This is a genomic window from Collinsella tanakaei (genome assembly GCF_021531055.1).
In the GTDB taxonomy this organism is placed as follows: domain Bacteria; phylum Actinomycetota; class Coriobacteriia; order Coriobacteriales; family Coriobacteriaceae; genus Collinsella; species Collinsella tanakaei_B.
In genome coordinates this window covers 18,774-33,149 of sequence record NZ_JADYTL010000005.1, presented here as the reverse complement: position 1 = coordinate 33,149, position 14,376 = coordinate 18,774, and the positions used below count along the sequence as shown (strand labels likewise).

12 protein-coding genes are annotated in these 14,376 nt (G+C 64.9%); 7 read left to right on the top strand and 5 right to left on the bottom strand.

Annotated features, from left to right (window positions below; all coding sequences use genetic code 11):
- Nucleotides 1-55: 55 nt before the first annotated feature.
- From I6E04_RS09870 to I6E04_RS05800, 4 genes are read right to left on the bottom strand one after another with little or no spacing between them, the layout of a single operon-like run.
- Nucleotides 56-853 carry a PHP-associated domain-containing protein gene (locus tag I6E04_RS09870; protein WP_235422255.1) on the bottom strand — a complete coding sequence of 266 codons (798 nt, stop codon included), beginning with the start codon at nt 851-853 and terminating at the stop codon, nt 56-58.
- Nucleotides 850-1,689 (bottom strand): energy-coupling factor transporter transmembrane component T family protein, encoded by an 840-nt coding sequence (locus I6E04_RS05810; protein WP_235422254.1) that lies wholly within the window; start codon nt 1,687-1,689, stop codon nt 850-852. The genes I6E04_RS09870 and I6E04_RS05810 overlap by 4 nt, the downstream gene beginning before the upstream one ends.
- A complete protein-coding gene (locus tag I6E04_RS05805) occupies nt 1,686-3,425 on the bottom strand; it encodes an ABC transporter ATP-binding protein (protein WP_235422253.1) in 1,740 nt (579 codons plus the stop codon). The genes I6E04_RS05810 and I6E04_RS05805 overlap by 4 nt, the downstream gene beginning before the upstream one ends.
- Nucleotides 3,426-3,437: 12 nt before the next feature.
- The gene (locus I6E04_RS05800; protein WP_235422252.1) at nt 3,438-4,280 is read right to left on the bottom strand and encodes a hypothetical protein; all 843 of its coding nucleotides are present in this window, start codon (nt 4,278-4,280) and stop codon (nt 3,438-3,440) included.
- A gap of 340 nt (nt 4,281-4,620) precedes the next feature.
- Here I6E04_RS05800 and I6E04_RS05795 point away from each other — a divergent pair, with 340 nt between their 5' ends.
- Nucleotides 4,621-5,022 (top strand): molybdenum cofactor biosynthesis protein MoaE, encoded by a 402-nt coding sequence (locus I6E04_RS05795; protein ID WP_235422395.1) that lies wholly within the window; start codon nt 4,621-4,623, stop codon nt 5,020-5,022.
- A gap of 56 nt (nt 5,023-5,078) precedes the next feature.
- On the opposite strand, the gene I6E04_RS05790 is transcribed toward I6E04_RS05795, so the two are convergent.
- The gene (locus I6E04_RS05790) at nt 5,079-6,380 is read right to left on the bottom strand and encodes a putative ABC transporter permease (RefSeq protein WP_235422251.1); all 1,302 of its coding nucleotides are present in this window, start codon (nt 6,378-6,380) and stop codon (nt 5,079-5,081) included.
- 166 nt (nt 6,381-6,546) lie between these two features.
- On the opposite strand from I6E04_RS05790, the gene purF reads away from it, so the two are divergent.
- The 6 genes from purF to glpK all read left to right on the top strand — a co-directional run bounded on the left by purF (nt 6,547) and on the right by glpK (nt 14,342).
- The gene (gene purF, locus I6E04_RS05785) at nt 6,547-8,169 is read left to right on the top strand and encodes an amidophosphoribosyltransferase (protein ID WP_235422250.1); all 1,623 of its coding nucleotides are present in this window, start codon (nt 6,547-6,549) and stop codon (nt 8,167-8,169) included.
- A 332-nt stretch (nt 8,170-8,501) separates the two neighbouring features.
- On the top strand, nt 8,502-9,605 hold the full coding sequence (gene purM / locus I6E04_RS05780; protein WP_235422249.1) for a phosphoribosylformylglycinamidine cyclo-ligase: 1,104 nt from the start codon (nt 8,502-8,504) through the stop codon (nt 9,603-9,605).
- A 169-nt stretch (nt 9,606-9,774) separates the two neighbouring features.
- Nucleotides 9,775-10,428: a phosphoribosylglycinamide formyltransferase gene (gene purN / locus I6E04_RS05775; protein WP_235422394.1), complete on the top strand. Its 654-nt coding sequence runs from the start codon at nt 9,775-9,777 to the stop codon at nt 10,426-10,428.
- A 287-nt stretch (nt 10,429-10,715) separates the two neighbouring features.
- A complete protein-coding gene (locus I6E04_RS05770; RefSeq protein ID WP_235422393.1) occupies nt 10,716-11,897 on the top strand; it encodes a N5-glutamine methyltransferase family protein in 1,182 nt (393 codons plus the stop codon).
- Nucleotides 11,898-12,106: 209 nt separating this feature from the next.
- Nucleotides 12,107-12,784: an L-threonylcarbamoyladenylate synthase gene (locus I6E04_RS05765; protein WP_235422248.1), complete on the top strand. Its 678-nt coding sequence runs from the start codon at nt 12,107-12,109 to the stop codon at nt 12,782-12,784.
- A 13-nt stretch (nt 12,785-12,797) separates the two neighbouring features.
- A complete protein-coding gene (glpK, locus tag I6E04_RS05760; protein WP_235422247.1) occupies nt 12,798-14,342 on the top strand; it encodes a glycerol kinase GlpK in 1,545 nt (514 codons plus the stop codon).
- The last annotated feature ends 34 nt before the right edge of the window (nt 14,343-14,376 follow it).

Here is a 14,376-nt window from a genome sequence, read left to right as displayed (position 1 = left end):
GCAAGAAGAGCGGACCGACGGCCTGTCCGCCTAGATGGCGATGGCGGCAGCGTTCCTAAGCTGCGGGGCCTGCGAGAATCGTCTCCACGTAGCTGCCGCCCAAGCGGTCGATCTCCTTGAGCGCTCGTTTGAGGGTGGCCGCCGTGAGGACGCGGAACTCAAGGTCCTCGGCGAACTCGATCTGGTAGGCGCGCTCGTGCACCTGCTCGAACAGCTCGTCGAACGTGGTGCAGGTGCGCGCCATGCGCGTGACGACGCAGCCGTACTGGAACGCCTGGTGTGTGTCCGACCCCGAGACGACCGGGACGCCGCCTATGCGTTCGGCGAAAGCGTAGGTCCGCTCGACGGTGCGCGTGCGGTCGTGGCTCAGGTCCTTGCCGTTCAGATCGACAAACTCAAAGCGGCGCAGCTGGTCGCAGGTGAGCTCGGGGATGCGGCCAGGTGCGCGGAAGGGGTGGCCTGCCCCGAAGTGCAGCCCGCGACGCTCAACCTCGTCGGCCAGCTCGTCAAACGGCAGGAACGCATCTTTCATCTTATGCGGCTCGAGCGCGCGATTGAACGCAAGGATATCCTCCATGGAGCCGAGCACGAGCGTGTGGCCGCGCTCAGCGATGTCGACCTCCATGCCGGGAAACACCAGCAGGCCGTTGACGTCGAAGGCGTCCCCGACACGCGGGTAACGCGACGAGATATCGGCGTATACCTGCTGAAAGCCCTGGGTGTTGAAATGCTCGGTGAGGCACAGGGCATCCAGGCCGGCCCGCTTCGCCGAGGCGAACAGCCAATCGGTGTAGTCGGGCGAGAAGGCGAGGTACTTGGCGAGCTTGCCGTGGGTATGGAAATCGATGATCACGAGAGAACCTCCAGGATACGGGGAGCGGCGAAGCAGAGCGCGATCCACAGCACGCTCACGACGGCGAATAGGGCTTCGCGGCGCCCGGCGTGAAGCGACGAGAGCTTGATTTTGAGTACCTTCATGTTGGTCGCGGCGTAGCGGTACCCCTTGAGTTCGAGCGCCTCGACAGTGGTGCGGGAGCGCTTGGCGGTGTTGAGCATGAGCGGATAGAACGACTGGACGATGGTTTTCACCTGGTAGATAAGCCAGCGCACCTTGCCGCCGAGCGTGTCGTGGGCCGGCGCACGCCCACGCAGGCGATAGGACAGCAGGATGTTTTGCAGCTCCTCCATAAGGATGGGCAGGATGCGGTAGGCAAAGCCGATCGAGAACGATAGGCGCTCGGGGCATCCGAACCACAGAAGGCCGTTCGAGAGCTTATCGGGGTCGAGCCCCGAGAACACCGTGATGCTTGCGAGTGAGATCGTGGCGACTTTGAGTGTCAGCACGAGCAGCGGGATAAGCGTCGACAGGTTGCCGCCGAAGAACAGCGACACGATGAACATGTAGCCCGTCTGCGAGAAGACGCCGAGCGCGAAGACGAACAACACGAGCGGCGCCACGCGCGCCAGCCGTGTGGTGGCGGCGGTGAACAGGAACATTCCCAACAGGACGACGACGTCGCTTACGAACCACGGCACCAGCCCGAAGAAGAGGTACCACAGCAAAAGGACGCGCGGGTCGAGCTTGGCGATGGGTGTGTCGTCGTTGCCGTAGGCGTTTTTGAGCACCTGGTCGCGCAAAAAGTCGATGGACACCTTGTCCATCACGTTCTCCGAGAGCTTCTCGATCATGCGTCATTACCTTCCCGTGAACTCACCTGTCGTTCGCGCCATGCGGGAAAGCAGGAGAGGAAGTCGTCAAGGGTGTAGCAGGCCGCGCTGCAGTCGAGCGCCTGCCCCATCGCGAAGATCTCGGGCGGGCGGATGCCCGAGCGGGCAACGATATCGGCGTCCATGAAGATCTCATCGGACGTGCCGTCGCCGATGACCTCGCCATCGCACAGCACGATGATGCGGTCGGCGAACTGGCATACGAGCTGCATGTCGTGGGTGGCGATGACGACGGTATCCGTCACGCCGCGCAGGTCTGCCACGAGTCCGATGATCTCCTGACGCGTGCCGATATCGAGATTGGCGGTCGGCTCGTCCAGCAGCAGGATGGGCGGGTCGAGTGCGATGCCGATAGCAAGCGAGGCGCGTCGCATCTGGCCTCCGGACATCAGGCGTCCGTCGCGGTCCGCCAGCTCGGTCAGGCGGAATCGCGCGAGCAGCTCGTCTGCCCGCCGTTGCGCGTCGGTGACGCCGCGTGCGCGCATGGCGAATTCGATGTCGCCGCGAATCGAGTCCTTGATGAACATCTGCTCGGGATTTTGATAGACGAGCGAGATGGTTTCGGAAAGCTCGTCCGGTCCCAGGTCGCGCGTCGGCGTGCCGTCAAGCAGCACCTCGCCTGCCTGCGGCCTGACCAAGCCGCACATGAGCTTCATGAGCGTGGACTTTCCGGCGCCGTTGGAGCCTACGAGCGCGATCTTCTCGCCCTGACGGATGTCAAGGTCAAGGTTGTGAAAGACGCTTCGGGGTTCGCCCTTGACGCTGCGGTAGCTTACGTCGACACCGCGGAACGACACCGCCGGGATGCTTGGGGTTTCCGCCTGTTTCTTGTCGCACGCGCTGCGGGGCGGCACGAACGGGATATTCGCAAACGCGGCGAAGCCCTCGTCGACGGTTGTGGGAAGCGGCGCACGCTCAGCGAGTGCATTGACGCGCTTGAGCTCGCGGGCAGCGAGGGCGATCTGCGGCGGGTGCACATCGCTCGCCTCCAGATCCTCGATTCGCTGGAGCGCCTCGTGCGCGGGAAGGGTCCAGGCGATGGTACCGTTGTGCATGAGCGCGGCCGACTTGCAATACTCGGCGATGAAGTCGGTGTGGTGTTCGATGACGATGATCGTCTTGCCGTGGTTTTCGTTGAGGTCGCGCAGGACCTCGTACGTCTGGCGTGCATGGTAGGGATCGAGCTGGGCGACCGGCTCGTCGAGCACGATGATGTCGGGTCCGAGCGCGATGGCCCCTGCGAGCGCGAGGAGGTGCTTTTGGCCTCCGGACAGCTGCCAGATGTAGGAGTCCGCGCGTTCGGCGAGGCCGCACAGCTCAAGTGCGCGCATGCCGCGCTCGAGGTAATCGTCAAACGCGTAGTTCAAGCAGGCGAAGGACGCCTCGTCCAAGACGGTGGGGCGCACAAGTTGGTTTTCGAAATCCTGGTAGACATAACCGATGCGCTGCGCGAGCTCGCCGATCTGCGCAGTGGCGGCATCCGTATCGCACACCGTGATGGAGCCGGAGAGATCGCCGACGATGAATTGGGGGATGAGTCCGTTCATCGTCTTGCAGAGCGTGGACTTTCCGCAGCCGTTCGCACCCATGATGGCGAGAAAATCGCCCTCCGGCACGTCGAGGTCGACATGCCGGAGGGTTGGGGCTGCTGCTCCGGGGTAGGTGAAGGTGACATCCGTCAGGGTTACAGCAGACACGCGTCGGCTCCTCTACGCGTTCTTGAGCTGAGCGGAACGGCGTGCCCAGAAACCGGCGACGAGCGCGATGACGGCCGCAACGGCGATGCCGACGAAGATGGCCGTCTGGCTTTCCGCCCACTCGGCCTCCCACTCGATGATGGACATGCCGGCCTTGGAGACGCAGGCGACCACGATGGCGACGATGAAGCCCACGACCGACCAGCCGATGACGTGTCCGCTCAGGGCAGGAACCGCATCGTTGTCAGCCGTACGAGGCTTGCAGCCCAGCAGCGGCTCGATCTTGCCGTACAGACGCGGGACCAAAAACAAGGTGGGCAGCAGGCAGAACAGGATACCCGAGAAGCACAGGTCGTTTAGGAACGCGAAGCCCTCGGTGGCAAAGACCGACTCAGGGAGGCCGGCGACGGCTTCGAAGTCGTCCACGGCGACCTGAACCTTCACGATGTCGACCACGGCGCTCATGGCGAGCTGGATGGCCGGACCGGTGATAGCGGCGATGGCGACCTGCTTGACGCTCTTGGGGTTGCGGACCATGAGGCCGGCGATGTAGACGCCGATGGTCACGGTCAGGAATTTCTCGAGTTCGCCCAAGCCGCCGAACTGTCCGAGCATGATCTCTGAGAACACGAGCTCACCGGTCGCGGCGCCCAAGGCGGCGGACAGCGGATCGAAGAGCATGGCCAGGGTGAGCGGGATAAACAGGAAGAACTCGACGGACAGCTCGACGATGCCGATCTGAATCGACGGGATGAGCTCGGAGATGAGCGTGGCCAAGCCGTACAGGGACATGGATAGGACGAAGACCATCAGTTTCTGGGACTGCGTGGCCCCGCGTTCGGCGATGGATGACATGGTGGTTCCCCTCTTTCGTGGAATGCGATGCATTGCCGGCATGCTCAAGATTAGGGGTCTACCTGCCAAAATCGTTAAACGCTCCGTAAGATGAAAATAAGCTTTCGCGAGTCGCGTGTATGAAAAAAACGACGTCGTGGCACGACGGGCGGCGCGACTACGTGGGGCCTACCGTGCAAATGGACGATACGGCATCTTTACGGATGGCTTACAACGTGGACGCGAGTCCCTCAGCGGTACAATCGGGTGGTCTTGTGCTGCGGCGTATGGCAGGCGCATCAAGATGCACTCGAGCGTGCTGCCAGCGGCGAATCGATCGAAAGGAACTCCCGTGGCGACCATGCCCTCTATCGACTCCTGGCTCGCCGAGGCCAAGGCCGACCCGTCGGCGGGCTTGTGCGGCATGTACCTCGTCCACAACGGAACGGTGCGCGCGACGCCCAAAGCCGAGGTGCGGGGGCAGGAGGCGGCGCCGTGCGGACTGCGTCCGGGCGAACGCGTCGCGGGCATGCGCTTTGCCTACGATGCACGTGCGGTCGAGGCCGCCGTGGCGGCGGCGCGAGCGATGCCCGGCATCGGCTACGTGCGCGTTTGGCTCAACGAGGGCGAGCTTGCCGTAGGTGACGACATCATGCTCGTGCTCGTCGGCGGTGACATCCGCCCGCATGTGGTCGATGCGCTGCAGGCGCTCGTCGGCCGGCTCAAGGACGAGTGCGTCTCCGAGATCGAGTTGCCGGCGTAGCGCCCGCGCCCGCCGGTTCTCATGTCCCAATTTTCTCCCGGCCCCTTTTGGGACACTTATGCGTTCGGCGCGACGGACCCGGAATCCATACGACCGGAGTTGTCGGGATGGATCGTCATGCTCTGGAAGCGGTGCTCCATGTAACTGTTGTCAAAGTGGTCGGCGTAGAACTCCTCGACCGGCGAGCTGGGGGCGATGTCGCTCACGCGCTCGAACCAGCAGTCGAGTGCCTGCAGCGTCATGACGGCGTTAACCAGCATGAGCACGGCGCACAGGGACGTGACGGAGTAGCGCGCCTTCCAGGGGATGAGGTTGATGAGCTTGAGCAGGCGCGGCAGCAGCAGCTTGATCCAGACGAGGCCCAGGATGCCCCAGATGCTTGCGAACATGGTCGAGGTGCGTCCGTCGCACAGGGCCGCGATGGGATCCGGGATCACGCCGAAGATCATGGAGCCGGTGTAATCCCACGCGACCGCGCCGAAGGCGGTCTGCATGAACCAACTCACCGCGAACTCGAACGCGCCGCCGATCGCTGCGCTCACGAGGAAGATGATCGCGAAGTGCTTGCGGTAGAAGCGGTTGAGCGCCACCGTCATGAGGACCGCGCCCACTCCGTAGATGGGCGAGAAGGGTCCGAACAAAAGACCTGCGCGATCCTGGTACACGCCCGGGTCGACCACGGTCATATGCCAGATGATCTCGAGCATAAGCCCGATGACGCTGCACACCATGAATACCCAGAACAGGTTGAAGAAGTTGAGCTTGATGTAGCCCTCACCGGTGATGTCGCGGCCGAGCATCCCCTCCTCGGCCGCTTCGCGCTCCTGCATGACCTGCAGGCGCCGTTGCAAGTCGCGTTCCTGACGAAGCGACGGATCGATGGTGACCGATATGGCCAGCAGGATGACGAGCTGGATCGCCGGCTGGATGAGCTGCAGACCGATGCCGTCGAGCATGATGGAGATGACGCCCTGCGCGAAGGTGATGGCGATGAGGACCTCGGACCAGATCGCGGCGTTGCGGCGACGGTTTTTGAGTAGCGAGCGCCCGAAGCGGATGAGCAGGATCGAGCCCACGAGCGACAGCAGGACGTTCAACGCGGTCACGACGATCGTGAGCGTAGGATCGCGTGCCACGCTGAGCTGCGCGGGATCGTGCGCCACCACGAGCGCCACGGCGACGATGAGGGCGACGGTCAGCGGCAGCGTGACGATGCCGCTGATCAGGCAGAGGATGCCGTAGACCTTGATGAGGCGCGGGATGCGTCGACGCTCCTCGGGCGTTTGGGTCTTGGGATCCAAGTCGTTGCCGGGCAGGCCCGGGTCCTTGCGTGCCGTGGTGTCGGATATGGTGCTCACGTGTTTCGCGCTCCTTCGTAGCTGCATGGGCGCATCATACCCCGTCGCGACCGTCCCATTCACACGGGCCCACGTTAAGAATCCGCGGCGGTGTGCGACGCCGCGATTCGGCGCATGCGCCGCGTGCCATAATGTGCGCGTCGTCGACGGGAAAGCGAGAGGATCCATGTTCAACGAAGTCTATGGTGACGATACCCTCCACGAGGAGTGCGGTGTCTTCGGCGTGTGGGCGCCGGGGCGCGATGTCGCCCGCATCACCTATTTCGGTCTAAAGGCGCTGCAGCATCGCGGGCAGGAATCCGCCGGCATCGCCGTAGGCGATGGCGGCACCGTCATGGTCCGCAAGGACCTCGGTCTGATCGACCAGGTGTTCTCCAACGCCGACCTGTCGTCGCTATCCGGCCAGCTCGCGGTGGGTCATGTGCGCTACGGCACGGCGGGCGCCAAGAGCTGGGAGGCGGCCCAGCCGCATCTCTCCACGATCGGCGACGTGATCACGGCGCTCGCCCACAACGGGACGCTCGTGAACACCGACGAGTTGCGCCGCCAGCTGATCGAGCTCGGCGTTCCCTTCCTATCCAATTCCGATTCCGAGGTCGCCACCAAACTTATCGGCTATTTCACCCAGCAATCCCATCATCTGCGCGAGGGTATCCGCAAGACCATGGAGCTCATCCGCGGCGGCTATGCCATGACGCTCATCAACGAGCAAGCGCTCTACGCGTTTCGCGATCCGCACGGCATCCGACCCCTCGTGCTCGGCAAGCTCCCCGCAGACGATGGGTCAGATGGGGACGTGTTCGATTCAACCCATTCGGCTGCCGCGGTGGACGCGGCCGATGTCGCCGGCTGGGTCGTGGCGTCCGAGACCTGCGCGCTCGATATCGTGGGCGCGCGCTACGTGCGCGATATCCGCCCCGGTGAGATCTTGCGCATCTCCGCCGACGGCCTTGTGTCCGAACAGGGTGTGCCCGCGATGCCGGAGAGCGCCGAGTGCATCTTCGAGCAGGTCTACTTTGCCCGACCGGACTCCATCATGGGCGGCAAATCGGTCTACGCCTGCCGCTACGACATGGGCCGCCAGCTGGCGCGCGAAGCACCGGTCGAGGCGGATATGGTCATCGGCGTGCCCGATTCCGGCATGCCCCCGGCGGAGGGCTATGCGCGCGAGAGCGGTATCCCCTTCGGCGAAGGCCTGATCAAGAACCGCTATGTCGCGCGCACCTTCATCCAGCCCACGCAGGAGCTCCGCGCGATGGGCGTGCGCATGAAGCTCAATCCGCTGCGCGACAACATCGCCGGCAAGCGCCTGGTGGTGATCGACGATTCCATCGTCCGCGGGACCACGATGGTGCAGCTCGTCAAGATGCTGCGGGACGCCGGCGCCGCCGAGGTGCATGTGTGCATCAACTCTCCGGAGGTCGTGTGGCCGTGCTTTTACGGAATCGATACCGACGTGCAGGCGCAGCTCATCAGCGCGAACAAGACGGTCGACGAGATCCGCGACTACATCGGCGCGGATTCGCTGGCGTTCCTCTCCGTGCAGGGACTGCTCGCGTGCCTGCCCGCCTGCGGTGAGGTCGCCGGTGAGGGGTGCCCGGCACGGGGCTACTGCACGGCCTGCTTCACCGGGGTGTATCCGATCGCGATCCCCGAGAGCTTCGGACGCGACAAGTTCATGCCCGGCTACGACCCCTGCAACCTGACCGAGAACCCCGTGCTGCCTCGCGACGTCGTGGTGGCCAAGGAGCGCGACCATAGCTGGGAGGCGGCCCATCCCGCTGTTTGATGTGTCCCTTTTGTCAGGATTAACCGTCTATTCTCGTCGTAAAACCCGTTGTTCCCGTTTACGGTTCGGTTTTAGATGGATGTTTCGAGTATCGTCCAACATGGCAAGCGCGCTACCTGCGAGCCTTCTGCGTCCATGAGCCGCTCTACTCAATACGCGCCCATAAAACCGAACCGTAAACGGCATATCGGCTTTCGCAGCGGGAGAGCGCCGTCGTCTCAGCCCTCATCGTCCGTCACGTCCGTTCCAATTTCACGCGCTCGTGTTGCTGTCGGCATGAGCGGGCCTGCTATCATGGGGAGCAGGTTGAACGTTCTTTCGAAAGGATGCGCATGAGCGAGAACACCAAGCACGTCACCTATGAGGACGCCGGCGTCGACACCGCCGAAGGTGGGCGTGCGGTCGATGCGATCAAGCAGATGGTTGCCGAGACCAACCGACCCGAGGTCATCGGCGGCATCGGCGGCTTCGGCGGCCTGTTCTCCGCCGCCGCCCTCAAGGACATGGAGGATCCCATCCTCATCTCCGGCACCGATGGCGTGGGCACCAAGCTCGTGCTCGCCCAGATCCTCGACCGTCACGAGACCGTGGGTCAGGACTTGGTCGCCATGTGCGTGAACGATATCCTCGCGTCGGGTGCCGAGCCCCTGTTCTTCCTCGATTACATCGCCATCGGCCATATCGAGGCCGAGCATATGGCTAAGATCGTGCGTGGCGTCGCCGACGGCTGCAAGCTCTCGGGTTGCGCGCTCGTGGGCGGCGAGATGGCCGAGCATCCCGGCGTCATGCGTCCGGACGACTACGACTTGGCCGGCTTCGCCGTGGGCGTCGTCGACCGTCCCAAGATGCTCGACCCGGCGAACGTGCGCCCCGGCGACGTCATCTTGGGCCTGCCCTCGACCGGCGTCCACTCCAACGGCTATTCGCTCGTGCGCAAGGTCATCGGCGTGGACGGCGTCGTGCCCGGCACGCCCGAGGCCGCTGCCAAGAAGGCCGAGCTCGAGGGCATCGAGGTCGCGCCCGGCTTGAATCTCGCCGACGCGCTGCTCGCGCCCACCCGCATCTACGTGAAGCCCATCCTCGACCTGCTGCGCGCGGGGGCGCCGGTGCACGCGCTCGCCCATATCACCGGCGGCGGTATCACCGAGAACCTCAACCGCGCGCTCGCCGACGACGTCGACGCCGTGGTGACGCGCAACGGCTCCGAGATGGGCTGGGACGTGCCGCCCGTCATCACCTACATCGCCGATCAGGCCGAACTCGCTCCCAACGAGGCCTGCAAGACCTTCAACATGGGCGTCGGCCTGTGCATCATCTGCGCCCCCGAGGACGAGGCGGGCATCGTCGAGCAGCTTACCGCGATGGGCGAGCAGCCGTTCCGCGTGGGCACCTGCGTCGCCGGTTCCGGCAAGGTGGTGTACTCCGATGAGCAGTAGCGACGAGTACCGTAAGCTGATCGAGGAAGCCGGCCTGCCGCCCGAGGCCCTGCCGAGCGACGCGTTTTTCAACGCGAACGTCGACGGCGAGCTCGCCCGTGCGGTCAAGGACGCCTCGGAGGCGTCGAATCTCGCCGACGAGGAGCTCCACGTCATCGACAACAACGAGATCCAGGCCGCTCGCGCCGCCGCCTGTGAGGCCGGCGGGCTCGAGCCGCTCAAGATCGGCGTGCTCATCTCCGGTTCCGGTACCAATCTGCAGGCGCTGATCGATCGTATCGCCGACGGCACCCTCAACGCCTCGATCGAGCTCGTGGTGTCGAGCCGTCCCTCCGCGTACGGCCTCAAGCGTGCCGAGGAGGCGGGTATCCAGACGCTCACGCTTTCCAAGGAGATCTATGCCGACCCCATCGCGGCCGACGAGGTCATCGCGCACGAGCTGTTGGCCCATGGCGTGGAGTACGTCATCATGGCGGGCTACATGCGCATGGTGCGCGCCCCGCTGCTCGCGACCTTCCCCAACCGTATCGTCAACCTACACCCGGCGCTGCTGCCGAGCTTTCCCGGCGCGCATGCGATCGCCGACGCGTACGAGCGCGGCGTCAAGGTCACCGGCGTGACGGTGCACTTCGCCAACGCCGCCTACGATGCGGGCCCCATCATCGCCCAGCGCGCCCTGGCGGTGGAGGAGGGCTGGGACGTCGATACCCTCGAGTCCCATATCCACGAGATCGAGCATGAATTGTACCCGCAGGTGGTGCAGCTGCTCGCGGACGGTCGCGTCCAGGTTCGCGATGATCTGACCGTTGCTATCCACGCGTGATAGGGGAACCGGGCACGTCGTTGTCGTCTCGCCCCCGTCGCTTGAGCGGCGGGGGCGTTTCCATGCGGGTCGATGCCGCGGCGCCGGAAGCGTGACGCTTCGTCCTCTCCGTCGCGTTTTCGCAGAGGCTGTCGGATAACCGTCGGGGCATTTCGGCCCGCGGGTCGGGCGATGGGGAGGAAAGCGTCGATTCTGCCCCTCTAAGCTGCAATTTGTCGTTGGCGACGGATGCGCGTGCCCAGTGGTATAGAATCGCTTGGAAACGACGGCCGGTGTTGAGGGAGCGGATCATGGACGAGACATGGACCATCAAGCGATGCCTTGATTGGACGAATGCGTATCTCGAGTCCAAGGGAATCGAGAGCCCGAGGGTGTCCGCCGAGTGGCTCCTGTGTTCCGTGACGGGATTGAAGCGCATTCAACTGTATATGGATTACGCGAAACCCCTGTCCGCGGACGAGCTGTCACGCATGCACCAGGCCGTCGTCCGTCGTGCGAAGGGGGAGCCGCTGCAGTATATCGTGGGCGATACCTCGTTTCGCACCATCGAGATCGCCTGCGAACCGGGCGTGCTGATCCCACGTCCCGAGACGGAGGTGCTCGTCGAGGAGGTCCTGACGTTTATCGACCGGGAGGTGCTGGGGGACTCCGGGCGTCTGGCTGCTCGGGAGCGGACCGTGTTGCCGTGGAACGAGCAGGTCGAGGCGGCGCGCCGCGCCGAGGAACAGCAGGCCGCCGAGCGCGATGACGCCGATGGCTCGGAGGAGGGCGAACCGCAGACGGATGCCGACCGCCATGGGGCGGAGAAGGGGCCTGCGCCTGTCGTTGCCGACGATGCCGGCGACGTCGAGGAAAAGATGCCCGATGATGACGCCTCGGCCGATGCCGAGGGGCCGCGCGTCGCGCGCGTGCTCGAGGTCGGCTGCGGCACGGGGTGCATCTCGCTATCGCTCGCCGTCGAGCGGCCCGGTCGCGTGACGTGCGTCGCGACCGATATCGAGCCGCGCGCCGTGGCGCTGACGTGCCGGAATCGCGACGCCCTCGGTGTCGCGCCCGACGTCGTCGATGTGCGCGAGGGTAATCTCGTGTCCCCGCTCGATCGCGAGACCGAATGGGGGACGTTCGATGTGCTGGTGTCCAACCCTCCCTATATCCCGACGGATGTGATGCGGGAACTTCCCCGCGAGGTCGCCGACTACGAGCCGCACCTGGCGCTCGAGGGCGGCGCCGACGGCCTGGATATCTTCCGGCGGCTGGTCAACGCCGCACCGAGCATGCTGCGCTCGGACGGTCTGCTCGCCTGCGAGCTTCACGAGACGACGCTCGATGCCGCGGCCGAGATCTGCCGGGCGGCGGGCTTCGAGGACGTCCGCATCGCCCGGGACCTGCCGGGGCGCCCACGGTTCATCTTGGCGCGCGTGCCCGAGGCGGCGGTTGCCGCCGCACGTCGCCGTTTTGTGCGGGAATAGGTTCGGCCCCCGGAGGGCTCTCCCGTATCGTCGCTTCCGGTGCACAGCTTGCGCACATCCGGCTCCCTTTGCCGAATGCAGTTTCCCGTTTATCCGGTGGGTATGAACCGCGGCGCCGCGGTGGCGCGCGACGTGAGACAATGCTGCGAACCGTAGCGTGACGCCGCCGCGGTAAAACGTTTTGTTTCACTATGCGCGAAGGGACCGGCATGCAGCGAATCTATCGGGTGACAGGCGATGCGTGCCCGCATCCTCTCGCCGCATGCGATGCCGCCATGGCGCTGCGCGCAGGGAACTTGGCGCTTCTACCGACCGAGACCGTCTACGGCGTCGGCGTGTCGGTGGCGGCGTACGCCGGGTGCGACGAGCTTCCTCCTGAAGGCAGCGGGTACCGCCGCATCTTCTCGTTGAAACGCCGCGATATCGCCCAGACGGTGCCGTGGCTCGTGAGCGGCCCCGAGGCGCTTGACGAATACGGTGTGGACATCACGCCCCAGACGCGCCGTCTGGCCGAGGAGTTCTGGCCGGGAGCGTTGACCCTCATCGTGCGCGCCGCGCCCGGTGTCCCCACGTTCATGCAGGCGGCGGACGGCACGGTCGCACTGCGCGCCTCCGCCTCGCCCACCATTCGCGCGCTCGTCCACATGTGCAAGTCGCCCTTGGCGGTGACGAGCGCTAACACGCACGGCGCTCCCGCGCCCATCTCGTTCGATGCGGTCGAGTCGCGCATCCTCGCCGGCGTCGATATCGCGATCGATGGCGGCCCGACCCCGTGTCGGGACGCGTCGACCATCGTGTCGTGCCTGGAGGGCGAGCTCGAGATCCTGCGTCACGGCGCCCTGTCAGACGATCGTATCCGCTCGGTGTTCGAATCCGATCCCCAGTGAAGGAAGATGCCCGATGTCCATCAGCCTCGTCGATCTCACCCTTTCCGAAGGCGCATATCCGGTGCAGGGGAGCGGCTATATCATGGCGCTCGATTCCGGGACGACGTCCGTCCGAGCGCTGATCGTCGACGAGTACGACGACATCGTCGCGAGCGCCGCCAAGCCCATATCGGTCAGCTACCCGCAACCCGGGTGGGTTGAGCAGGATCCGATGGAGATTTTGGCGTCCCAGATCGCCGTCATGGCGGAGGTGCAGTTCAAAAGCGGCATCCATTCCGATCGGATCGCCGCGCTCGGCATATCCAACCAGCGCGAGACCTGTGTGGTGTGGGATCGCGACAGCGGGCAGCCCATCTATAACGCGATCGGGTGGCAGTGCCGCCGCACCGCCTCGATCGTGGACGAGCTGATCGCGGCGGGTTATGAAGACGTGATTCGCGACAAGACCGGCTTGACACCCGATCCGTACTTCTCGGCGACGAAGATCAAATGGGTGCTGGACAACGTGAGCGGCGCCCGCGAGGCCGCCGAGGCCGGGGAGCTCATGTTCGGCACCATCGACACCTGGCTGATCTACAACCTCACCGGCGGTGCGGTGTACGCGACGGACTACACCAACGCGAGCAGGACGATGCTGTTCAACATCCATACGCTCGATTGGGACGACGAGCTTTTGGACATGCTGGGGATTCCCCGTTCGATGCTGCCGGAGGTCAGGTGGAGCTCCGGGGACTTCGGGCATGTGTCGAGCGAGGTCATGACCCATATGCCGCCCATCACGGGTGTGGCGGGTGACCAGCAGGCATCGCTGTTCGGACACTGCTGCTTCGAGCGCGGCGACACGAAGAACACCTACGGTACCGGCTGCTTCATGCTCATGAACACGGGCGACGAGATCGTCCGCTCGGAAAACGGGCTGATCTCGACGATCGGGATCGCGGAGGGCGGCACGATCTCCTACGCGCTCGAGGGGTCGATATTCCACGCGGGGTCGGTCATCCAGTGGCTGCGCGACAAGCTCGGTATCATCGCGGACGCCGCCGAGACCGCCGAGATCTCGCAGTCGGTCGAGGACAACGCGGGATGTTACCTCGTGCCGGCGTTCAGCGGTCTCGGGGCGCCCTGGTGGGATCCGACCGCCCGCGGCCTCATCGCCGGTCTGACGGCCGCCTCGGACCGCGCCACGCTGGTGCGTGCGGCATGCGAGTCCATGGCCTATCAGAGTCACGACGTGCTGCGCGCTATGGAAGCCGATTCCCATATGACGCTCGGTGGCCTATCGGTCGACGGCGCCGCCTCGCGCAACGAGTTCATCATGCAGTTCCAAGCCGACCTGCTCGGCATTCCGGTCGTCCAGACGGACTCCGTCGAGACGACGGCGCTCGGCGCGGCTTACCTTGCGGGTCTTGCCGTCGGATATTGGGAGGACCGTGAGGAGCTTCTGCAGAACCATGCCCACGGCAGGCGGTTCGAGCCGCGGGGAGACCCTGAGGACACCGCGCGCTATCTTGCCGGCTGGCGCGATGCGGTGTCGCGGACCCGAACCGTGATAGAGTGAGGTAGGGCACCGTCCGCCCCGACACCAGCGAGCT